Source organism: Erwinia papayae (genome assembly GCF_058241465.1).
Genome location: NZ_JBZCHT010000013.1, coordinates 1,077,210 through 1,099,851, shown reverse-complemented (window position 1 = coordinate 1,099,851; position 22,642 = coordinate 1,077,210). Strand labels below are relative to the sequence as shown.

At 53.3% G+C, this 22,642-nt stretch carries 16 protein-coding genes and 1 pseudogene; 3 read left to right on the top strand and 14 right to left on the bottom strand.

Annotated features, from left to right (window positions below; genetic code table 11):
* Positions 1–98 precede the first annotated feature (98 nt).
* The 6 genes from glgP to asd all read right to left on the bottom strand — a co-directional run bounded on the left by glgP (position 99) and on the right by asd (position 11,206).
* Complete coding sequence (gene glgP, locus AC3RPL_RS21115) at positions 99–2,546, bottom strand: glycogen phosphorylase (protein WP_261642527.1); 2,448 nt, start codon at positions 2,544–2,546, stop codon at positions 99–101.
* Between the two features lie 21 nt (positions 2,547–2,567).
* Entirely contained in the window at positions 2,568–4,001 is a 1,434-nt protein-coding gene (glgA, locus tag AC3RPL_RS21110; protein WP_034934243.1) for a glycogen synthase GlgA, read from the bottom strand.
* A gap of 83 nt (positions 4,002–4,084) precedes the next feature.
* Positions 4,085–5,371, bottom strand: coding sequence for a glucose-1-phosphate adenylyltransferase (glgC, locus tag AC3RPL_RS21105; RefSeq protein WP_490741445.1), 1,287 nt, complete (start codon positions 5,369–5,371; stop codon positions 4,085–4,087).
* A gap of 15 nt (positions 5,372–5,386) precedes the next feature.
* Positions 5,387–7,369: a glycogen debranching protein GlgX gene (glgX, locus tag AC3RPL_RS21100; protein WP_490741444.1), complete on the bottom strand. Its 1,983-nt coding sequence runs from the start codon at positions 7,367–7,369 to the stop codon at positions 5,387–5,389.
* Entirely contained in the window at positions 7,366–9,552 is a 2,187-nt protein-coding gene (glgB, locus tag AC3RPL_RS21095; RefSeq protein WP_490741443.1) for a 1,4-alpha-glucan branching enzyme, read from the bottom strand. The genes glgX and glgB overlap by 4 nt, the downstream gene beginning before the upstream one ends.
* 544 nt (positions 9,553–10,096) lie before the next feature.
* Positions 10,097–11,206, bottom strand: coding sequence for an aspartate-semialdehyde dehydrogenase (gene asd, locus AC3RPL_RS21090; RefSeq protein ID WP_490741442.1), 1,110 nt, complete (start codon positions 11,204–11,206; stop codon positions 10,097–10,099).
* Positions 11,207–11,584: 378 nt separating this feature from the next.
* Here asd and AC3RPL_RS21085 point away from each other — a divergent pair, with 378 nt between their 5' ends.
* Complete coding sequence (locus AC3RPL_RS21085) at positions 11,585–12,178, top strand: YhgN family NAAT transporter (protein WP_490741441.1); 594 nt, start codon at positions 11,585–11,587, stop codon at positions 12,176–12,178.
* A gap of 137 nt (positions 12,179–12,315) precedes the next feature.
* On the opposite strand, the gene gntU is transcribed toward AC3RPL_RS21085, so the two are convergent.
* The 4 genes and pseudogenes from gntU to AC3RPL_RS21065 all read right to left on the bottom strand — a co-directional run bounded on the left by gntU (position 12,316) and on the right by AC3RPL_RS21065 (position 16,183).
* Positions 12,316–13,656, bottom strand: coding sequence for a gluconate transporter (gntU, locus tag AC3RPL_RS21080; RefSeq protein ID WP_034934252.1), 1,341 nt, complete (start codon positions 13,654–13,656; stop codon positions 12,316–12,318).
* Between the two features lie 9 nt (positions 13,657–13,665).
* Positions 13,666–14,199 (bottom strand): gluconokinase, encoded by a 534-nt coding sequence (gene gntK, locus AC3RPL_RS21075; protein WP_490741440.1) that lies wholly within the window; start codon positions 14,197–14,199, stop codon positions 13,666–13,668.
* A gap of 203 nt (positions 14,200–14,402) precedes the next feature.
* Positions 14,403–15,398, bottom strand: a pseudogene (gntR, locus tag AC3RPL_RS21070) (gluconate operon transcriptional repressor GntR).
* An 89-nt stretch (positions 15,399–15,487) separates the two neighbouring features.
* Complete coding sequence (locus tag AC3RPL_RS21065; RefSeq protein WP_490741439.1) at positions 15,488–16,183, bottom strand: pirin family protein; 696 nt, start codon at positions 16,181–16,183, stop codon at positions 15,488–15,490.
* 360 nt (positions 16,184–16,543) lie between these two features.
* Here AC3RPL_RS21065 and AC3RPL_RS21060 point away from each other — a divergent pair, with 360 nt between their 5' ends.
* Positions 16,544–17,041 (top strand): GNAT family N-acetyltransferase, encoded by a 498-nt coding sequence (locus tag AC3RPL_RS21060; RefSeq protein ID WP_490741438.1) that lies wholly within the window; start codon positions 16,544–16,546, stop codon positions 17,039–17,041.
* Positions 17,042–17,323: 282 nt separating this feature from the next.
* Here AC3RPL_RS21060 and AC3RPL_RS21055 read toward each other — a convergent pair whose 3' ends face one another.
* From AC3RPL_RS21055 to AC3RPL_RS21040, 4 genes are all read right to left on the bottom strand, one after another.
* Positions 17,324–17,950 carry an AvrPphF family type III effector gene (locus AC3RPL_RS21055; RefSeq protein ID WP_490741437.1) on the bottom strand — a complete coding sequence of 209 codons (627 nt, stop codon included), beginning with the start codon at positions 17,948–17,950 and terminating at the stop codon, positions 17,324–17,326.
* Positions 17,951–18,397: 447 nt separating this feature from the next.
* Positions 18,398–20,140 (bottom strand): gamma-glutamyltransferase, encoded by a 1,743-nt coding sequence (ggt, locus tag AC3RPL_RS21050; protein WP_490742106.1) that lies wholly within the window; start codon positions 20,138–20,140, stop codon positions 18,398–18,400.
* Between the two features lie 658 nt (positions 20,141–20,798).
* Complete coding sequence (locus tag AC3RPL_RS21045) at positions 20,799–21,479, bottom strand: AvrPphF family type III effector (RefSeq protein WP_490741436.1); 681 nt, start codon at positions 21,477–21,479, stop codon at positions 20,799–20,801.
* Positions 21,480–21,483: 4 nt separating this feature from the next.
* Complete coding sequence (locus AC3RPL_RS21040; protein ID WP_490741435.1) at positions 21,484–21,888, bottom strand: CesT family type III secretion system chaperone; 405 nt, start codon at positions 21,886–21,888, stop codon at positions 21,484–21,486.
* A 456-nt stretch (positions 21,889–22,344) separates the two neighbouring features.
* Between AC3RPL_RS21040 and AC3RPL_RS21035 the strand changes: the two genes are divergently transcribed.
* A complete protein-coding gene (locus tag AC3RPL_RS21035; protein ID WP_490741434.1) occupies positions 22,345–22,641 on the top strand; it encodes a DUF2756 domain-containing protein in 297 nt (98 codons plus the stop codon).
* Position 22,642: the final 1 nt, after the last annotated feature.

The window sequence follows — 22,642 nt, the reverse complement described above, 5'->3', positions numbered from 1 at the left end:
TCAGGTTTTATACCTCCATTTTAATATGTAATGCATCAAAAAATATAAGGCCATGCCGTAAAATTAGAAATTCTTTACGGCACAGCCTTTAAACGCTACTACAAACGCACCGGCTTAATGGCCCAGATATCGTCGGCGTACTCCTGAATAGTGCGGTCAGAAGAGAAGTATCCCATATTGGCAATATTCAACAGCGCACGCCGCGTCCACTCTTCCGGCTGGCGATAGAGTTCATCCACTTTGTCCTGGGTATCCACGTAGCTGCGGTAGTCAGCCAGCAGCTGATAGTGGTCACCCAGATTCACCAGGGAATCAAAGATATTACGGTAACGACCCGGTTCCTGTGGGCTGAAGGCACCCGTGGCGATCTGCGTCAACGCCTGATGCAGTTCCGCATCCTGTTCGTAGAACGTATGCGCGCTGTAACCGTCACGGCGCAGCGCCTCGACCTCTGGCGTGGTGTTGCCGAAAATAAAGATATTCTCTTCTCCGACATGCTCGCGCATCTCCACGTTCGCTCCATCCAGCGTGCCGATGGTCAGCGCACCGTTAAGGGCAAACTTCATGTTGCTGGTCCCGGAAGCTTCCGTGCCCGCCAGCGAGATCTGTTCAGAGAGATCCGCCGCCGGAATGATGATCTGCGCCAGGCTTACGCTGTAGTTCGGAATAAATACCACCTTGAGCTTATTCTTTACCTGTGGATCGCTGTTGATCACCGTGGCGACATCATTGATCAGATGAATAATATGCTTGGCCATGTAATAGGCCGAGGCCGCCTTACCGGCAAAAATATTCACCCTTGGCACCCAGTTCGCCTGCGGATCGGCTTTGATGCGGTTGTAACGGGTGATCACATGCAGCACGTTCAGCAACTGACGTTTGTATTCATGGATGCGTTTAATCTGCACGTCGAACAGTGCATGGGGGTCGATAACGATATCCATCTTCTGGCCGATGTACTCCGCCAGCCGCTTCTTATTGCGTAACTTGGAATCACTGATTCTGGTCAGAAAACTGGGGTAGTCGATATGCTGTTTCAGCTCATCCAGCTGACTGAGCTCGGTACGCCAGGTACGACCGATAGTGTCGTCGAGCACCTCTGACAGCGACGGGTTCGCCAGCGCCAGCCAGCGGCGCGGCGTAACACCATTGGTTTTATTACTGAACCGCCCCGGAAACAGCGCGGCAAAATCGGCAAACAACGATTGCACCATCAGATTGGAGTGCAGTTCAGAAACGCCGTTCACCTTGTGACTGACCACCACCGCCAGCCACGCCATGCGCACCTGCCGCCCGTTGTTCTCATCGATAATCGAAATCCGTGATAACAGTTCCCAGTCATCCGGGTGGTAATCCTGAATCGTTTTCAGGAAGTAGTCATTGATATCGAAAATAATTTGCAAGTGACGAGGCAGGATCTTGCCGATCATATCCACCGGCCAAGTTTCCAGCGCCTCCTGCATCAGCGTGTGGTTAGTGTAGGAGAAGACCTGGCAGGTGACTTCGAAAGCGTCATCCCAGGTGTATTTGTGCTCGTCAATCAGCAAGCGCATCAGCTCCGGAATGGCCAGTACCGGATGCGTATCGTTGAGATGGATCGCTATTTTTTCGGCCAGATTTTCGAAGGTATGATGCATAATCCAGTGGCGGTTGAGGATATCCTGCACCGTCGCCGATACGAGGAAATACTCCTGGCGCAGACGCAGCTCTCGCCCCGAATAGGTTGAGTCATCGGGATAAAGTACCCTTGAGACGTTTTCCGAATGGTTTTTATCCTCCACCGCCGCGAAATAATCCCCCTGGTTAAACTTGCCGAGGTTTATTTCATTACTGGCCTGTGCTCCCCACAGCCGCAGTGTATTGGTGGCGTCAGTATCAAAACCGGGGATAATCTGGTCATAGGCCGTCGCCAGCACCTCCTCCGTTTCCAGCCAGCGCGAACGAACGCCCTCCTGCTGGATACGTCCACCGAAACGTACCTTGTAACGGGTGGTAAAGCGCTGGAATTCCCAGGGGTTACCGTATTCCAGCCAGTAATCCGGTGACTCCGCCTGTTGTCCGTCGATAATATTCTGTTTGAACATGCCGTAATCGTAGCGGATTCCGTAGCCGCGTCCCGGTAGCCCCAGTGTGGCAAGCGAGTCGAGAAAACAGGCCGCCAGACGCCCCAGGCCACCGTTACCCAGGCCAGGATCGCACTCTTCTTCAATCAGCTCTTCCAGATCGAAACCCATTTCGTCCAGTGCGGCACTGGCATCCTCATAAAGGCCGATGGCCAGCAGGGCATTAGACAACGTCCGCCCGACCAGAAACTCCATCGACAGATAGTAAACCTGGCGCACATCCTGCGACAATTGCGCCCGATTAGAACGCAGCCAGCGCTCCACCACCCGGTCACGTACTGCCAGCAGGGTGGCGTTCAGCCATTCATGTTTGTTGGCAATGGAAGGATCTTTACCAAGGGTAAACATCAGTTTATAGGCAATCGAGTTCTTCAGCGCGTCCACACTCAACGTGGGCGCGTTATAGGAGAAAGGTGCGTTCATATCAAATTTCCCATTTCCTGATTACAACAGACGTTGATAGAGATCGCGGTAGGCCACAGCGGCCACCTGCCAGCTAAAATCCATCGCCATTGCCTGACGCTGAACGTAGCGCCACAATGACGGACGGGACCACAGAACAAAGGTACGACGGATAGCGCGCAGCAGCGACCAGGCATTGCTGTCCTCGAAGACAAAACCACTGGCAATGCCATCTGCCAGATTTTCCAGCGAGCTGTCGCTGACCGTATCGGCCAGACCGCCGGTGCGGCGGACCAGCGGCAGGGTGCCGTATTTCAGGCCATAGAGCTGAGTCAGTCCACATGGCTCAAAGCGGCTGGGAACCATAATCACATCCGCGCCACCCATAATGCGGTGGGAGAATGCTTCGTGATAACCAATCTGCACCCCCACCTGGCCCGGATATTCGGCGGCGGCAGCCAGAAAACCCTGCTGCAATACCGCATCCCCGGCGCCAAGTAGTACCAGCTGCCCGCCCTGTTCCAGCAGGCCGGGCAGCGCTTCGAGGACCAAATCCAGGCCTTTCTGTCGGGTCAGACGACTGACCACCGCAAACACCGGCACCTTTTCATCAATTTTCAGGCCCATCGCGATTTGCAGCTGGCGCTTGTTGTCCTGTTTCGCTTCCAGTACGTCGCGGTTGTAACGCGACGTCAGCAGCAGGTCATTCTCCGGATCCCAGATAGCCGGATCGACGCCGTTGAGCACCCCGGTCAGCCTGCCTTCCAGCTGGCGCTGCTTTAACAGGTCTTCCATGCCGTAGCCGTACTCCGGCAGGGTAATTTCACGCGCATAGGTCGGGCTGACTGCCGTGATGTGATCGGCATAAAACAGCCCGGCCTTCAGGTAGGAGATCTGGTTATAGAACTCCAGGCCGTACATATTGAAAAACGACCACGGCAGCTGGATCTGCTCCATGTGATGGGCAGAGAACAGTCCCTGGTACGCCAGATTGTGCACGGTAAACACCGACTTTGCCGGACGTCCTCTGGCCGCCAGATAGGCACAGGTCAGGCCGGCATGCCAGTCATGCGCATGGACCACTTCCGGCCGCCAGAAGGTATCCAGCCCGCAGGCTATTTCACATCCCATCCATCCCAACAACGCAAAACGCAGGTAGTTATCGGTGTAGGCAAACTGTGATTCATCGTGGTACGGGCTGCCGGGTCGGTCATACAGCCCCGGCGCATCAATCAGGTAAATCCCCACGCCATCGTATTGCCCGTAGTGCAGCTCGACATAACCTGCAAACGTTTGCAGTCTCGCCACTACCTGTACATCAGGAATGCCTTTTTTCAGGTCGGGAAACGCCGGGATCAGCACCCGGGTATCCACACCTTCTGCAATCTGTGCAGCCGGTAATGCTCCAACAACATCAGCAAGCCCGCCCGTTTTAAGCAGCGGGAAAATTTCTGAACAGACATGTAACACCTGCATTATCGGCTCCTTCATTACGTTCTGACACGTTCCTCAGCATCAAACAGTTGTGTCTCTCTCTGACCGTGCTAACAGTTAAGCGATCAGCTGCGCCAGCCCAGCTTCGCCAGCATGGTGCGCGTGACCAACACAATCCCCTCCTCCGAACGGTAAAACCGGCGCGCATCGTCTTCGGGATTTTCTCCGATTACCGTCCCTTCAGGCAGCTCACAGGCACGGTCAATCACGCAGCGGCGCAGGCGACATGAGCGCCCCACCACCACATCCGGCGAGAGAACAGAGGATTCGATATTGCAAAAGGAGTTGATCCGTACTCGTGAAAACAGCACAGAGTTCACCACCACCGAGCCGGAAATAATGCAACCTCCCGACACCAGCGAGTTCATGGTCATACCGTGACTACCCGATCGATCCTGGACGAATTTTGCCGGTGGCAGTGGCTCCATGTAGGTCCGAATCGGCCAGTTACGATCGTACATATCCAGCTCTGGCGTGACCGACGCCAGGTCGAGATTCGCTTTCCAGTAGGCTTCCAGCGTACCCACATCGCGCCAGTAAGGTGGTGAGCTGTAATCGCCCTGCACACAGGAGAGGCTGAACGAATGGGCCAGCGCCTCGCCGGTCGCTACCACCTTTGGCAGAATGTCCTGGCCGAAATCGTGTTTCGACTGCGTAACGGAAAGATCCTCTTCCAACAGCTGATAAAGATAGTCAGCGTTGAAAACGTAAATTCCCATACTGGCGAGTGCCTGGGTTTCATCACCGGGCATGTGCGGCGGGCTGGCCGGTTTTTCGAGGAAATCCACCACCCGGTTCTGCTCATTCACCGCCATCACGCCAAAAGCGCTGGCTTCGGCAATCGGCACCGGCAGACAGGCAATCGTACAGCTCGCGCCGTTTTCCACGTGGTCCAGCAACATGCGCGAATAGTCCATTTTGTAGATATGGTCGCCCGCCAGGATGACGATGTATTTCGCCCGGTAACGTCGGATGATATCCAGATTCTGCGTCACGGCATCCGCCGTACCGCGATACCAGTGCTCACCGGACAGGCGCTGCTGAGCGGGCAATAAATCGACAAATTCGTTCATCTCTTCATTCAGGAAGGACCAGCCGCGCTGAATATGTTGTACCAGCGTGTGCGACTGGTACTGAGTGATCACCGCTATCCTGCGGATGCCAGAGTTGAGGCAGTTCGACAGGGCAAAATCGATAATGCGAAACTTGCCGCCAAAATGAACAGCGGGCTTGGCACGTTTGGCGGTTAAGTCTTTCAGCCGGGTTCCGCGCCCACCGGCCAGAATCAGGGCCACGGTTTGCGTCGGCAATTGTCTGGCCAGCATCAACGCATCGTTCTTATCTGCAACCATCTCTGACTCCCGTTATTATTGTTCGCGAAACACGCACACACCGTGTGCGGGTCCATGCCAGACAGTGACTGAAATCGGGTTGTCGTCCCCGGCAAAGGGCGGAACGGCGTACCACTGGCCTGCGGGCAGGACCAGGTCGCTCACTTCTTCGGTGGCGTTGAGGGTGATAAGCCAGCGACCGGACAGCCGGATCTGTAAACGATGAGCACCCTGTTGCCACGCCGCCGGGTCGAGAGGCTGTCCGTTGGCGTCAAGCCATTCAACGTTGCCATCACCTGGCTGCCACCAGCGGTCTGAGGTTAACGCCGGGATAGTCTGGCGCAGGTGGATCAGCGCAGCAGTAAAGGCAAACAGTCCGCTGTCATTGTGCTGCCAGTCCAGCCAGCTCAGTTCGTTATCCTGGCAGTAAGCATTGTTGTTGCCATGCTGGCTGTGTCCGTGCTCATCACCGGCCAGTAACATCGGCGTCCCCTGCGCCAGCAGTAGAGTGGTAAGCAGCGCATGAACGCTGCGGCGGCGGTGCTCTACGATCAGCAGTGAGGCCTGCAATCCTTCGACACCGTGGTTGTGACTGAAATTGCTGTTGTGACCATCGCGGTTGTCCTCGCCGTTGGCCTCGTTATGCTTGCGGTTAAAACTGACCAGATCGCGCAGAGTGAAGCCATCGTGCGCGGTAATCAGGTTAATGCTGGCAGAAGGCAGGCGATCCTGCTGCCGGAACAGATCGCTGGAAGCGGCAAAACGTCTGGCAAATTCACCGTTGGTGATGTCACCATGCAGCCACCAACGCCGCGTCACATCACGAAAGTGATCGTTCCATTCCGCAAACCCCGCCGGGAAGTTACCCACCTGATACCCCTCCGGCCCGATATCCCACGGCTCGGCGATCATTTTGCATTGTGACAACAGCGGGTCGGCCTCAATGGCCCGAAAAAGCGCAGAATCACGCTGATACTCCGGCGTGCGGCCCATCACGGTTGCCAGGTCAAAGCGGAAGCCGTCAACGTGGCACTCCTCAACCCAGTAGCGCAGGCAGTCCAGCGTCCAGCGCATCGCCACCGGATGACTGAGATTCAGGGTGTTGCCGCAGCCGGTCCAGTTCTCGTTCCCCCCATGGCTATCCAGCCAGTAGTAACTTTTGTTGTCCACGCCACGGTTAGCCAGCGTCGGACCGGTTTCCTCCAGTTCCGCGGTGTGATTGAACACAACGTCGAGGAGCACTTCGATTCCCGCCGCGTGCAGGGCTTTAACCGCCTGCTGGAACTCATTACGCGGATGGACGCCGTCAACGCCGGAGGCATAGCGGCTGTGCAGCGCAAAAGGCGCAAGCGGGTTGTAACCCCAGTAATTGGTCAGCCCCAGCCGCAGCAGACGTGGCTCGTCAGCGAAGCAGGCCACCGGCAGCAGTTCCAGACTGGTAATACCTAACCGTTTGAAGTAGTCGATCATCACCGGGTGACCCAGCGCCGCATAGGTTCCGCGGATTTCCGGCGGAATCGCGGGATGACGTCGGGTCAGGCCACGGACGTGGGCTTCATAAATAACCGTTTTCCCCCAGGGTACGCGGGGCGGCTGGTCATCTTCCCAGTCAAAATCATCGGCCAGCACCACACTTTTTGGTGCAACCGCCGCACTGTCGGTGGTATCCCGCTCCGTTTCGCCACACTGAAAACGGGGATCGTCAGTGACCTCACCGTCCACCTCGCGGGCACAGGGGTCCACCAGCAATTTACAGGGATTGAAGCGGTGCCCGGCCTGCGGCTGCCACGGACCATGCACCCGGTAACCGTAGCGCTGCCCTGGTTTTATCGCCGCCAGCCAGCCGTGCCAGATGCCCTCCGTGCAGGCGGGCAAATCGAGTCGGGTTTCCTGCCCCTGATGATCAAACAGACACAGCTCCACCCGCTCCGCATGGGGCGAAAACAGGGTAAAGTTGACGCCTTTGCCATCATAAAGCGCACCTGCCGGGGTGGGTTTACCTGCCTGGAGCGGGCTCATTTTGCCTCCCTGACCAGCCAGACCGTTGCCAGCGGCGGCAGGGTAACGGTAAGAGAGTGCTCGCGGTTGTGGCTGGGTTGCGCCTGTGTCTGGATTGCAGCGAGATTACCCGCGTTGCTGCCGTGATAATGACCGGAGTCAGTATTCAGCACTTCCTGCCAGCGACCTGGCTGGCTGACGCCAAAGCGGTAATCCGGACGAGGAACCGGGGTAAAATTACTGGCGACAATCACCTCATTGCCTTCACGGTCACGGCGCACAAAGACAAATACCGAATTATCAAAATCGTCCACCACCAGCCATTCGAAGCCAGACTGATCGAAATCGAGCTGCCAGAGCGGGGCGTGCTGACGATAAGTGTGGTTAAGGTCTCGCACCAGGCGTTGCACGCCGTGATGCCAGTTGTCTTCCCCTTCCAGCAAATGCCAGTCGAGGCTGATGTCGTGGTTCCACTCTTTGCCCTGAGCAAATTCATTGCCCATAAACAGCAATTTTTTGCCGGGGAAGCCAAACATCCAGCCGTAGTAAGCGCGCAGGTTGGCAAACTTCTGCCAGGCATCACCGGGCATCCGATCAAGGATTGATCGCTTGCCATATACCACTTCATCGTGCGACAGCGGCAGGACAAAATTTTCTGTTGAGTTGTACAACATGCCGAAGGTCAGCTTGTTGTGATGGTGTTTGCGGTAGACCGGGTCCAGCTTCATGTAGTCCAGGGTGTCATGCATCCAGCCCAGATTCCATTTGTACCAGAAGCCCAGCCCACCGGTTTCGGGTGGCCGCGACACGCCAGGAAAGTCCGTTGACTCTTCGGCAATGGTCACCGATCCCGGTGCCATATGGCCCAGCGTAAGATTGGTATAGCGCAGGAAAGCAATGGCTTCGAGATTCTCCCGTCCACCGAAATGGTTCGGGATCCACTCCCCCTGCTTGCGGCTGTAGTCGCGATAGATCATCGAGGCCACCGCGTCCACGCGCAGGCCATCAATACCGAAGCGCTCAATCCAGTAGAGCGCGTTGCCTGCCAGATAGTTGCTGACTTCACGGCGGCCAAAATTATAAATCAGCGTGTTCCAGTCCTGGTGATACCCTTCGCGCGGGTCGCCGTGCTCATAGAGTTCAGTGCCGTCGAATTTCTCCAGACCAAAATCATCGGCCGGGAAATGACCAGGAACCCAGTCCAGTAGCACGTTCAGACCGGCCTGATGGGCAACGGCAATAAAATTGCGAAACTCATCGCGGGTGCCAAAACGCCGGGTTGGGGCATACATGCCGGTGGGCTGATAGCCCCAACTGCCATCAAAGGGATGTTCATTAATTGGCATCAGTTCCAGATGGGTGAAGCCCATCTCTTTGGCATAGGGCACCAGCTGCTCTGCCAGTTCCTTATAGCTGAGCCAGAAATTGTTATCGGTATGACGCCGCCAGGAGCCCAGATGCACCTCATAAATCGAGATGGGCGCATCAAAATCATTGGCACGCTGGCGCTCTTCAGACATGGGCGTTTTTGGCGGCAGGCCACAAATCATCGAGGCACTTTCCGGTCGCATCTGCGCCTCAAAGGCGTAGGGATCGGATTTCAGCCGCAGCTGGCCGTGAGCATCAATAATTTCAAATTTGTACAGCTGGCCCTGAACCGCACCGGGAACAAACAGTTCCCACACGCCAATTTCCTGTCGAAAGCGCATCGGATGACGGCGGCCATCCCAGAAGTTGAAGTCACCCACCACCGATACCCGGCGAGCATTGGGAGCCCATACGGCAAAACGGGTGCCGATAACGCCATCGATGACATCAGCATGGGCACCCATCGTCTCCCATGGGCGTTGGTGGGTGCCTTCAGCCAGCAGCCAGCTGTCCATTTCTGCCAGTAGCGGACCGAAACGGTAAGCATCATCAATCAGATTCTGCTGGCCGTGCCAGGTGACGGCCAGCTGATAGCGAAACATTTTTTTACGGCGCGGCACCACACCCTGGAAAAAACCGCGAGAATCGAGGCATTCGAGCTGTGCGCATTTGCGCCCGGTGTTAGTTTCAATCACCCAGACTTCGGTGGCGTCGGGCAGCAGCGCCCGCACTTCCAGACCGTTTTCAGTCTGATGCATACCGAGGAGTGAAAATGGATCTGCAAAATAGCCGGAAATTAAAGTATCGATCAGCCGGCGATCAGTAAGCTCTGACATGTCTGTCTTCCCGTGATGGTTGGCAGGCGATTCGCTCAGGCCGGAGTGGCGAGGAATGAACTGCTCTTCATTGAGCCAAAAAAATTACGCTGTTTTAAGCATAGCCAGGGTGCAACTAAAGCCAGCAAAGAATGGTGAAAAATAGCGTTTAACAGCGAAATTTTTTTGTCTTCAGAGACAAATAGCGGGAAACAGAGCAAACGGGGCTTGTTATTGATATGTAAAATCAATGTAACTGCAAGTGAGGGTTAACAGATGGTTAATTTTAACGCAGAGAGTGTAGCCTGTAGTATTGCTGGCGGGATAAAGATTTGCAGTAATGATCGCTTCATCAGTTTTTTTGCCGGGTGATTCGCGATAGAGAACACAGAAAAAATGTCCGAAAATCTCCGTGCATTAAGAACAGCCTGCCAGACTGAGCGCTCTTAATTACAGAGAAGATTTTTTGCTCGCCAAAAAATTTTTAGTTATGGAATGTCAGATTCGACAAGATAATTCCGGGAAAATTTTTTGGTGCCTTCTGTTGATGAAGGCACCATTAATTTTAGTCCACCAAAAGACGCAGCATCCGACGCAGCGGCTCCGCAGCCCCCCATAACAGCTGGTCACCCACGGTGAAAGCGGAGAGATATTCCGGCCCCATATTCAGCTTACGCAGACGACCTACCGGCGTTTTCAACGTGCCGGTCACCGCTGCCGGTGTCAGCTCACGCATGGTCAGCTCACGATCGTTTGGCACTACGTTAACCCACTCATTGTGCGCAGCCAGCAACTGTTCGATGTCAGCCAGCGGAACGTCTTTTTTCAGCTTCAGAGTAAAGGCCTGACTATGGCAACGCAGGGCACCGACGCGCACACACAAACCATCTACCGGGATCAGTGCAGCAGGTTGCAGAATTTTGTTGGTTTCTGCCTGCCCTTTCCACTCTTCACGACTCTGTCCGTTTTCCAGCTGCTTGTCGATCCACGGGATCAGACTGCCTGCCAGCGGAACGCCAAAGTTATCAACAGGCAGAACCCCTTCACGGCTCATCGAGGTCACTTTACGTTCAATATCCAGGATGGCGGAGGCCGGATTTTGCAGCTCCTGGGCGACATGGTCATGCAGCATACCCATCTGGCTGAGCAGTTCGCGCATATGACGCGCGCCGCCACCGGATGCCGCCTGATAGGTGGCAACCGAAACCCACTCGATCAGATCGCTGGCGAACAGCCCGCCCAATGACATCAGCATCAGACTGACGGTACAGTTGCCCCCGGCGAAGGTTTTAATGCCCTTCTCCAGCCCCTGACGAATAACCTGATGATTAACCGGATCGAGAATGATCAGCGCATCCTCTTTCATACGCAGCGTGGACGCCGCATCGATCCAGTATCCCTGCCAGCCAGCTGCCCGCAGTTTTGGATAAATTTCAGTGGTATAGTCACCGCCCTGACAGGTGATGATAATATCCAGCGCCTTCAGGGCATCAAGATTATACGCATCCTGCAACGTACCCGCAGACTTACCGGCAAATGCCGGGGCAGCCTGGCCGTGTTGAGATGTGGAGAAGAACACCGGGCGGATAACGTCAAAATCACGCTCTTCCACCATACGCTGCATCAGCACGGAACCCACCATGCCGCGCCAACCGATAAGCCCTACAGTTTTCATGTTGTACCTGCTCCAGATTCCCTTCAGGGCCACGCTGTCTTGCGACACTGTTCGCACTCCGTATCAGTATCGGGTACGCTGCGGCAAAGCCAACTGGCGGCGTCGGTGATGTCTGGCCTGTTAAAATGAATGTAATGAAGATCTGCCATACCTTACAAAATGCTGAAAAAGTGGCAAGTGAATTAAATCGATGAGCGGTAAATTTTTAGCAATGCTGCTTATACCCAAAATAATTCGGGTTGCAGGAAGGTGCCCAGCGAGTAAATCCCCGGCGCTTACTCTGCCAGGTGACTGGCAGTGCGCTCATGCAGCCAGCGCACCTGCAATCGGAAGGGTAGATAACGTGCAACAACTCGGGTTAACAAGAGAAGAATAACGATGACTGAAATGATCTCTGCAACAATATTATTGTTGTTAATTATGGATCCCCTCGGCAATTTGCCGATTTTTATGTCAGTTTTAAAGCATCTGGAGCCGAAACGCCGCCGGGTGGTGCTGATCCGCGAAATGTTGATCGCGTTAGTGATTATGCTGCTGTTTCTGTTCGCCGGTGAAAAAATTCTCGCCTTTCTCAATCTGCGCACGGAGACGGTATCGATTTCCGGCGGGGTGATCCTGTTTCTGATCGCCATCAAAATGATTTTTCCCTCGCACGAAAGCAGTAGCAGCGGTCTTTCTGCCGGTGAGGAGCCATTTCTGGTGCCTCTGGCCATACCGCTGGTGGCCGGACCTTCGCTGCTTGCGACATTAATGCTGCTGTCGCATCAGTATCCGGACCAGATGTCGCACCTGGTTGGCGCATTGCTGATTGCCTGGGGCACAACGGTGGTGGTGCTGCTGCTGTCAGGATTGTTCCTGCGTCTGCTGGGCGAAAAGGGGATGAATGCGCTGGAGCGGCTGATGGGTTTAATCCTGATTATGCTGGCAACACAGATGTTCCTCGACGGCGTGCGGGCCTATCTGAAATTCTGAACAGGATTTCTGTGGTTCGCTCAGTTGAACCACAGAAGTCGACAGAGTAAGGCAGCAGCTTTAGCCGGTAAAAAACGTGATTTCGCCGCACTGAAATCACGCCATTGCTTTGCCAGTCATGGCCTGAAACCACAGCTTCAGGAGAGCAGTTCGAACGCAATCATGCCGATAATCGCGCCGGTGGTGCCGAGAATCGTTTCCATCATGGTCCAGGTTTTCAGCGTCTCGCCTTCGGTTGCGCCGGTAAAGCGGCCAAACAACCAGAAACCCGCGTCGTTGACATGGCTGAAAATAATTGAGCCACCTGCAATACAGAGTGACAGCGCCGCCATCTGCGCGCCAGAGTAGTGCAGCGGCTCAATCACCGGCATGATCAGACCCACCGCCGTCAGACAGGCTACCGTCGCCGATCCCTGAATGATGCGCACCGCTCCCGCCAGAATAAAGCACGACAGCGCTACCGGCAGGCCGGCTCCGGTCAGCGCATTGCCCAGCGCCGGGCCCACTCCTGAATCCACCAGCACCTGTTTGAACACGCCGCCTGCGCCGATCACCAACAGGATAATCCCCGCAGGCTGCAACGCACTGCCGCAGATCTTCATTACCCGATCTTTATCCATCCCCTGACGGTATGCCAGGCCATAGATCGCCAGCAGGCAGGCCAGCAGAATGGCGATAAACGGATGACCAATAAACTCCAACCACGCATACAGCGTGCTGCCCTCGGGGGTAAAACGCGCACCGATGGTTTTCAGCCCGACCAGCACCAGCGGGAACAGGATTAGCGAAAGACTGAAACCAAATGACGGTAATTTGTGCTCGTCAAACTCCGGATGAGAGGTGTCGGCAGGCAGGGTGAATTTAACGTGGCGGCTGATAAAACTTCCCCACAGCGGGCCGGCAATCAGCATTCCCGGAATAGCGGCACAGGCTCCCAGCAGGATCATCCAGCCGAAATCCACATGCATCTGAGACGCCAGTAACATGGGTGCAGGGCCTGGCAGCAGGAAGGCGGCAGAGGCAGCCACCCCGGCAAACAGCGGGATCACCAGCTTCACCAGGTTGCCTTTGGTGCGCCGCGCCACGGCGAAAGCAATGCTGATCAGCAGCACCACCGCGACTTCGAAAAACAGCGGCAGCGCACAAATCAAACCGGCAATGCCCATCGCATAGTGCGCCCGGCTTTCACCAAAGGTTTTCAGCATTTTTATCGCTATCTGATCCACCGCGCCGGTTTCATGCAGAATTTTACCGAACATCGCGCCCAGCGCGACAACGATAGCCAGAAAGCCTAACGTGCCTCCCATGCCTTTCTGCATGGTATCGGCAATTTTATCCAGCGGCATGCCGGAGAACACCCCGGCACCGACAGAGACTAACATCAGTGCCACAAAGGCGTGCATACGCGCCTTCATAACCAGAAACAGCAGCAGTAATACGGAACCCGCCGCCGTTAACACCAGTGTTGCAGTAGCCATATACCCAACTTATTTTTTTGTTGTCTTTTCGATAGCAGAAATGGTGGCCGCCACGACCTGATCCAGCGTCTGATTAATATCTACCACCAGCACGTCGTTTTCGTCGCTGCCCGGTTCTTCCAGCGTATCAAACTGTGTGACCAGCATTTGCGGCTTAAAGAAGTGTCCTTTGCGCGCGCGAAGGCGGGTCTCGATGGTGGCAAAATCGCCTTTCATATAGATAAAACGCAGATTTTCATTGCCTTTTCGCAGGCTGTCCCGGTAGCGTTTTCTCAGCGCAGAGCAGACGATCAGCGAGACCTCATTGGTGCGCTGCATGGCAAAAGCCGCATCGTTTATCGCCTGAAGCCAGGGCTTACGATCGTCATCGTTCAACGGATGCCCTTCCGACATTTTTTCAATATTGGCGCGAGGATGCAGAAAATCGCCATCGATAAATGCCGCTTTAAGCTGGTGTGCCACCGCGCTGGCTACGGCAGATTTACCGCTACCCGAGACACCCATCAGGACAAACACATGATGAGACGAAGAGGATGCTTTCATATTGTTGCTCCAGTCTGGCGGTCAGCGACCTTGCCTTTCAGTGTTAGCGGAATGTTATCGGTAACATTGTCTGGAGGCCTGGCCGCTATGGCAACAGCTGGCCGGAAAAAAGCTGCTAAATGTGAGAGGGTTCAAAAAAATGACTGTTTCAGAACATGAGAGCACAGAGAGTTAAAGCCGCCAGACGTTGCGGATACGAAAAATCAGATGCTGCCCCCCTCCGAGATGCTGAAACCCACATCAATTTGCTGTGAACCACTCTGCTCGCCACGGATCCTCGCCAGCAACAGCGCCGCAGCCTCACGGCCCATTCTCTCACGCGGGGTCAGTACCGTTGCCAGCCGTGGGGTCACCACCTGAGTAATATCATGACCATGAAATCCGGCTATCGCCATCTCTTCAGGTATGCGCAGCCCCTGGCGCTGACATTCAAACATGGCACCGACAGCCAGGTCATCATTGGTACAAAACAGGCTGTCGGTGTCCGGATAACGGCGTTGTGCTTCCAGCAGCAGGGTGATGCCAAGGCTGAATGACGAAGCATCTTCCATCATCACGCTGCGAGGCTCCAGTCCGGCTTCGCGCATGGCCATTTCATAGCCCTGATATTTCAGCAGGGTGCGCTCATCCAGTCTGGCACCAAGATAAACTGTCCGACGGTGTCCTTTCTGCACAATGGCGCGGGTCATCTGACGCGCCGCTTCGACATTATCAAAGCCAACGGCCAGATCGAGACAGGGCGAAACGCAGTCCATCATCTCCAGTACCGGGATCCCGGCGGTCTCAATCATGCGTAAGCTGGCAGGCGTATGGGTGCGCTCAGTGAGGATCAGCCCGTCAATGTTCCATCCCAGCAACGAGCGCATTTGCAGCTCCTCTTTTTCCGCGCTGTAACCAAAATGGCCCAGCATGGTCTGATAGCCCGCCGCGTCGGTGATGCTTTCGATACCGCGCAGTACATCAGCAAACACCTGGTTAGTCAGCGACGGTAACAGCACGCCAATCGCACGGCTGGTGGCATTAGAGAGGATATCGGGCGCACGATTAGGGATGTAGCCCAGTTCATCCAATGCCGCAGCAATGCGGCTTTGCAGGGCAACAGATACCTAGCCGGGATTGCGCAGATAGCGGCTGACGGTCATCTTGGTGATGCCGACACGATCGGCAACGTCCTGTAGCACCGGTCTTTTTTTCTTCATTATTTTATGAAAGTCAGGGGGAGATGGCAGGAGTGTAACAAAAATGGTGTGGAAACGGTGAAGGGTGCAGCAAAGTGCACCCAACGACCTCAGACAGGGGGCAAATCGAACAGCAGAATTTCCGCATCGCTCTCAGCAACGATGGCGAGACTGGGCTGGTCCCAGACCGCGAAAGCATCGCTACGTGACGCCTGCTCACCATTAAGGCTGATGTTTCCTTTTACCACCTGGATCCAGACCCGGCGGCCCGCATCAACCTGCACATCCCCTTTCTCGCCCTGTTTCAGCGCCCAACGCGATAAGGTCATATCCTGAAAGACCTGAAGCGACCCGTCACGGGCATCCGGCGACAGCACCAGCTGACGCCCCTGCACCTGGTCGAAGCGGCGCTGTGCATAACGTGGTGCCAGACCGGTTTTTTCCGGGATAATCCAGATTTGATACAGATGCAGCGGCACATCCTTGCTGGCATTGTATTCAGAGTGACGCACGCCGGTTCCCGCGCTCATAATCTGAAACTCACCGGCCGGGATCTGCTCTTTGTTGCCCATGCTGTCCTGATGCTCCACCGTGCCGGAGAGCACATAAGTGAGGATCTCCATATCTTTGTGCGGATGGGTGCCAAAGCCCTGCCCTGCATCGATCACATCTTCGTTAATCACCCGCAGCGCTGAAAAGCCCATAAAACTGGCATCATAATAATCTGCAAAGGAAAAGGTGTGCCAACTGTCCAGCCAGCCATGGTTAGCATGGCCGCGCTCTTCTGCTTTACGTAAATAAATCATCTGCAATCCTCCTCAACATGTGTGTCCAGTCTGAACCGCTTGTGATCCGGATGATAGTGGAGAAAATTGTCTCCTCTGTTCAAAATATTCGATGAGAAAAGCGAAGGATAATCAGTGTGGCAGATGCCGGTAAACGCAGGGCAAAAAAAAGCCAGCACCTGTGCTGGCTAAATAATACTGGAAGCAATGTGAGCAATGTCGTGCTTTCCTGACAGGCCCGTGAAGTCCTCGCCGGGAAAGCACGACAATAATAATCATTATCATTCGCACTTGTAAAGTTTTTCCGGGGAATTTTTTTCTTGAATTAAAACTGAAAACCCCTGATGTTGAAGAGGATTATTAACCATATGGAGAGAGAAGATGAATGAGATCGTAATCCGTCACGCTGCCCCGGAAGATGCCAGCGACCTGCATCGCATCCTCAGCCAGCCGGAGACTTATGCCAATACGCTACAGATCCCTCACCCCTCTCTGTCACTCACTCATTCACGTCTGGCGGAGCTACAACCGGGTAAACAACGGCTGGTGGCCTGTATTGACGAGGTGGTGGTCGGCGATCTGGCCCTGGAGGTTAACAGCCGCGCCCGTCGTCGCCATACCGCCTCTTTTGGCATCTGCGTGGACAGCAACTACCGTCAGCGCGGCGTGGCCAGTGCGCTGATGCAGGAAATGGTCAGCTTGTGCGATAACTGGCTTTCCGTGACGCGCATTGAGCTGACGGTGTTTGCCGATAATCAACCGGCCATCCGGCTCTATCAGCGTTTTGGTTTTGAAAGCGAAGGGCTGGCTCGCCGCCATGCAATGCGTGACGGCCAGCTGGTGGATACGCTGTATATGGCCAGACTAAAAGAATCATAATCAGGAAAGGGTGTGGTAACAGTAAAATGTGAAGCACCCTGTTATTTTTCGTCCAGAACATTACGCGCATTTTTTATCAGTCAGTCAATTCGCAAACCATTTATTTCTCTTTATAAAAAATCAATATTCATCATGCAGAACTAGCTAATGACTCTTACCGGCAGCATCATTTGAAAAAATATATCCATATTTTTATGAAATACGATATGTGGTAAATATCCACAACTGAAGATACAGGTCAATAACACTTTCCAAAGCTGGATTTTATCTGGCTTAAGAACATTAATCTCCCAATACGCGAACAGGTACTTTTTTCCCTGCGGGCAGGGTGACAATCAATGCGGTGGCTGTCTCGCCATTGCTGGCAGCGGCAGTAACATCGGTGTAAGCCTTACCACCCCTTTCGAGGAAATCACCAAGCCGCATCTCTACGGCAACATGACCGTTTCGGGTATACTTGCCGATCGCACTCCTTGCATCAGAACCGGCCATCACGTTTAAAGAAGGGTGCGGCAAATCTGAAGCAGGTATCTGTTTTGGCAAATAGGCACGCGAATCGTCCGCTGGCAAATTATAAGCCTGTAAAAAATGATTGCTTGTCAGCTCTTCGGGCTGTTCAATCCATGCTCCGGAATTGGGATTACCCGCCATCTTGCCATTTTTAACAAATTTTTTATCGGTCGTTCTGTACAGCGGGGTTTCTGAATCCAGATCGAATTTAGACATTGGATCATGACAGTCGAGAAACTCATTTCTCGACTGCTCAGAAAGTTGATGTATCGAGGTGATAGCCTGCCCTCCGGCATAACCGATCGGGGATGATGGTCCGGAAGAATAAGACTCATGTCGGGGACTGACAGGCGGACTGTATACGTAGTGGGAACCACCGGAACTACAAATATTACCCATGATTTAACTCCTTACTTAATTATCGAATATTGAATTGCTTTTTATCTTTTTCGCTATCACAGCTAAATTTTTAAATACTAAAAGCACACCTCATTTTCATGATTTTTATCAGGATAATGATGGCATGTCTTAATTTTTTACCCATCTGTAGACCAGATGCAGAATGATTTTTCTATCCCTTCAATTTCGATGAATAAGTGTGATATTTGCGCATTCAGTTCCATCAACAGGCTGAATAAATAGATTATTGTGTTATGGCGTGAGGGATTGTTACGAAGATATCAGTCGTCTGACGGAATGAGTCAGTTGATTATGCTGTGAATGAATGCAATAGCGGCACGGTAAACCCGTGCTGCACTCCCTACACCGGACGATTGATCGATGGCAAGTAGGGCCCCTGAACAGACAGGCGCGGTCGACAAATCACCGACCACACCTGTACGGCCGCTAATAACCGGCGGTCAGATCATCAATCGTTCTGGGATCGGAGGCGCCGTAAAGGGTGCCATCCGGACCGATCATAATGCTCTGCGTACTGCCCATCGCAGGCAGCACTTTTACATGCTGACCTTTCGCTTCCAGCAGCTTCAGGGTATCCGGGCTGAACCCTTTTTCCACCCGTAGCTGGTCTGGCAACCACTGATGATGGAAACGCGGCGCGGCGGTCGCTTCCGCAATATTCATGCCGTAATCAATACTGTTCACGACCATTTGCAGCACGGTGGTAATAATCCGGCTACCACCAGGGCTACCCGTCACCAACCAGGTTTTGCCATCTTTCGCCACAATCGTGGGTGACATAGAAGAGAGCGGACGTTTGTAAGGCTGTACCGCATTGGCTTCGCCTCCCACCAGACCATAGACGTTTGGCGTGCCCGGCTTGGCGGAGAAGTCATCCATCTCGTTATTCATCAGAATACCGCTGTTCCCCGCCACGATGCCGCTGCCAAAGTTGGTGTTCAGCGTGTAGGTGACCGCAACCGCATTACCCTGCTTATCCACCACCGAGAAATGGGTGGTCTGATTACTTTCGTAAGGTGCAAGCTTGCCTGGCTTGATCTCCGCGGAAGGACGGGCCTTATTGATATCAATCTGCTGTGCCAGAGATTTCGCATAAGCTTTGCTGGTCAGCGCCTGTACCGGCACCTTCACAAAATCGGGATCGCCCAGATATTCGGAACGGTCGGCATAGGCATATTTTTCTGCTTCCGCTGTCACCTGCATCGCATCGGCGCTACCAAAGCCCATTTTTGCCAGATCGAAGTTCTCAAGAATATTGAGGATCTGCACAATGTGGATCCCGCCGGAAGACGGAGGCGGCATGGAGTAAACCTCATAGCCACGGTAGCTGCCGCTAACCGGTTTGCGCTCCACGGCTTTGTAGTTAGCCATATCCGCTTTATCAATCAACCCGCCGTTGGCCGCCATCTCTTTGGCAATCTGCTCAGCAATCGCCCCTTTGTAGAAAGCATCCGGTCCCTGCTTCGCAATCAGCGTCAGGCTGTGCGCCAGATTACGCTGTACCAGCTTTTCCCCGCGCAGGTAAGGCGTTCCATCCGGCTTAAAGAAAATGGCTTTACTGTTGTCATGGCTGAGCAGGACTTCCTTACCATAGACCTTCAGATCGTCGGCCAGCGACTCGTTGACCACAATCCCTTTGTCAGCCAGCCTGATCGCCGGTGCAATCAGCTTACTGAGCGGTAAGGTGCCATATTCTTTGTTTGCCAGTGCAAAGCCCGCCACCGTGCCGGGTACGCCGGAAGCCAGATGCGAGGTGAGAGATTTTTTGCTGTCGGCGTTGCCATGAGCATCGAGGAACATATCGCGGCTGGCTCGGGTTGGGGCCATTTCGCGAAAATCAATTGAGGTGGTATGGCCTGACGCGGTGCGGATCATCATAAAGCCGCCACCGCCAAGGTTTCCGGCCTGCGGATGCGTTACCGCCAGCGCGTAACCGACCGCCACTGCGGCATCCACCGCGTTGCCACCCTGTTTCAGGATCTCCACGCCGACCTGCGTGGCGGTAGCATCGACCGATGCCACCATGCCGTGCTGCTCCTTCACCGGATGAAAGGTATCGGCACCGACGCCATATGATACCGGTGGTGCCGCCTGGGCCGCCACTGCGCCCTGCCAGCACAACAATCCGGCCATTACGGGCCCGGCAATCCGCGCTATCTGTCCTGTCATTTTCACCTCTTGTTATCTCCTGAATCCCTCTGATTACAGGAAGTCCTTCACAGTCAGTAAGCCCCATCAGAAAGAATATGATGAGGGCGTCAAAGCCCGTCCTTGCAGTACGGAACAGGATGAATCGTTTACGTTTATTTACCGTTAATCAGTGTGTATGAAATGTTAAAAATAAAAAAGACTTCAGTCAGAACAAATTCAGATAGGTTGATCTTCCGGCAGTTGTTCCCGATAGCCTGTGCGGCAGTGTATCCCCCGACTCATAGCAGTTGCAGGCTCACCCGTTGACGACAGGCTGATAGCATCAGTCACGGAAAACATCATCCCTGCCAATACAGTTTCGGCGTCACCCAGCCAGAGCGAGGCTGTGATAATGATAAGTTTGTGTGATAACAGCTTGAATTGTCTCTGATGTGGCAAACATAAGGCTATGTCCGGATGCTGACACCAGCACAAAAATGGTCAGCAAGGCGGTTGAAGGGAAGGGTTATTTATCAAAAGGGAAAGATCAGGAACATTATTGCGCAGGAAAAATCATGATAGTGGGCATACACACACTCCACCATCATGACAGGCAACAAAATACAGGTTCACAAGGGCAATAAACAGCAGCGTGATTTCCGCTGTTAAGCCAGCCAGTAATAAGAAAGTACTAATCTCAGACTATTTTTACCGGCACTTTTTGCCCTTCTGGCAGAGTGACCAGCAGTGGGGCCGTGGAAGTACCGTTTCCTGCGGCTGAAGAATAGTCCAGATAAACCTTCCCACCACGGTCAAGGAAATCCCCCAGCCTCATTTTGGTAGTTACGCGTGAATCATGACCACTAGCATAACGTGTTACTGAGCCAAGTGCGCCAGGACCAACCATGACATTTAAAGAAGGCACACCTAAATTATGGGCGCTCTCTCTTCTTGGCAGATAGGCCCGCGCTTCGTTCGGACGGAAACCATTACTTTCCGCATATGGGTTAGGCATCAATTCCTCATGCATCTTAATTAATGCGCCGGAATGAGGGTTACCCGCCATCATCCCGTCCTCATCCACATAGCAGCGGTCAGTCGTTCTGTAAACCGGCGTATTTTTGTTCAATCCAAATTTTTTCATTGGATCATGATTGTTAAGGAATTTTTTTCTTTCTTTGCTGGAAAGCTGATAAACGGAGGTCAGCCTTTCACCGCCACCGCTGCCGGATGCTCTCGAATGCGAGGGTGTATGACGAACTGGCGTTGACTGCGCGGAGCTGTTGTAGGCAGGCGTTGACTGGCCTGAAGCATACCGGTGACTCGACTGAGGACTGTAAACATGATGAGATCCGGAGGAACCGCATACGTTACCCATGACTTTATTCCTTATTCTGAAAGTTAAACTGTTTTTTAATACCGCTGGCTGTTTTCACTGTGTTTTCGAAAATCCTCCTCATTTCAACATTATCAACTTCGATTAATGGCACTCTGGTATGCAGCACACCCGTATTTTCATCATCGATTCCCAGCGTCAGAAAAGGCTTTCTGAAGCTGAATAGATTGAGGGAAAGTAATTCTGCTAATGTTTCTTTTTTTAATTCGGGGCAGCTGCCAAATTCAGCCAGGAAATAAACCCATCGGGAGTCATCCTGATAAACTTTGATTGATATATTGTTTTCAAAAGTGAAGCAATACACCTCGTCGTCGTGATTTTTTTCTTCAAATGGCGCTACGCCATAGTCCTTAACCAGCCCGTCAATAAGGCGGTCAAATGCGTTTTTCATAAAATCTCTCCAGTTTTATCTTCAGTGTGAGTGTCTTAATTCCCGGCCCGGTTCCAGTGGAAAATGCTGCAACGGCTTACCGCGCAGGCAACACAAAAAACAGCACAGGGAATTAACAGAGAAAAGGATTTTTCCGCCGCAACACCATCCGGATAAATAATCATTTATTACAATAATTTAAAAATATCTTCTGTCGCGTGTGACACACGGGAGGGAATGGTGCTTTCTGCCTTTTTGGCACAACTTTTTTTACTTTAACGCCATTTAATTAGCGTCGTTGGCAATAGTTTTGCCAGTTTATTCTGCCGTATTGTTGTCACTGATTCTTATTTGCATTGACATGGTTGGATATAAACAGAAAGTGAGGAGTGCGTCACCCAGCAAATTCAGATAACAGGTAGATTTATTAAACAGAAATTTGCATAAACTGTCGCAACCACAAAAGGAGAACACGTTATGAAATGGTTACTTATTTTTGCCGCGCTGGCCCCTCTCAGTGGAATGGCTAATATGCTGAATAACAGTAATGAGCCGAATCAACCGGGCTACAATCCCAGTACCCAACGTCTGCAACAGCGGATGCTGAGCCAGCAGTCACAACAAAAACTGAAGCTGCAACAGGATCAGCAGCGGCAGAGCCAGGATCTTCAGCGAAAAGTGCAGGAACAGCGCGACAGCGCCGCTCAGCAGGTCCTTAAATCACAGCCGGGTAACCAGCCACCGGTGGTGCAACAAAACAGTACCCGGCAATAAG

Coding starts and splice junctions, on each gene's coding strand:
- asd (WP_490741442.1), bottom strand. CDS start 11,206: ATGAAAACTGTAGGGCTTATCGGTTGGCGCGGCATGGTGGGTTCCGTG.
- AC3RPL_RS21035 (WP_490741434.1), top strand. CDS start 22,345: ATGAAATGGTTACTTATTTTTGCCGCGCTGGCCCCTCTCAGTGGAATG.
- gntK (WP_490741440.1), bottom strand. CDS start 14,199: ATGAAAGCATCCTCTTCGTCTCATCATGTGTTTGTCCTGATGGGTGTC.
- AC3RPL_RS21045 (WP_490741436.1), bottom strand. CDS start 21,479: ATGGGTAACGTATGCGGTTCCTCCGGATCTCATCATGTTTACAGTCCT.
- AC3RPL_RS21065 (WP_490741439.1), bottom strand. CDS start 16,183: ATGATTTATTTACGTAAAGCAGAAGAGCGCGGCCATGCTAACCATGGC.
- ggt (WP_490742106.1), bottom strand. CDS start 20,140: ATGACAGGACAGATAGCGCGGATTGCCGGGCCCGTAATGGCCGGATTG.
- AC3RPL_RS21055 (WP_490741437.1), bottom strand. CDS start 17,950: ATGGGTAATATTTGTAGTTCCGGTGGTTCCCACTACGTATACAGTCCG.
- AC3RPL_RS21085 (WP_490741441.1), top strand. CDS start 11,585: ATGACTGAAATGATCTCTGCAACAATATTATTGTTGTTAATTATGGAT.
- AC3RPL_RS21040 (WP_490741435.1), bottom strand. CDS start 21,888: ATGAAAAACGCATTTGACCGCCTTATTGACGGGCTGGTTAAGGACTAT.
- glgA (WP_034934243.1), bottom strand. CDS start 4,001: ATGCAGGTGTTACATGTCTGTTCAGAAATTTTCCCGCTGCTTAAAACG.
- gntU (WP_034934252.1), bottom strand. CDS start 13,656: ATGGCTACTGCAACACTGGTGTTAACGGCGGCGGGTTCCGTATTACTG.
- glgC (WP_490741445.1), bottom strand. CDS start 5,371: ATGGTTGCAGATAAGAACGATGCGTTGATGCTGGCCAGACAATTGCCG.
- glgB (WP_490741443.1), bottom strand. CDS start 9,552: ATGTCAGAGCTTACTGATCGCCGGCTGATCGATACTTTAATTTCCGGC.
- glgP (WP_261642527.1), bottom strand. CDS start 2,546: ATGAACGCACCTTTCTCCTATAACGCGCCCACGTTGAGTGTGGACGCG.
- AC3RPL_RS21060 (WP_490741438.1), top strand. CDS start 16,544: ATGAATGAGATCGTAATCCGTCACGCTGCCCCGGAAGATGCCAGCGAC.
- glgX (WP_490741444.1), bottom strand. CDS start 7,369: ATGAGCCCGCTCCAGGCAGGTAAACCCACCCCGGCAGGTGCGCTTTAT.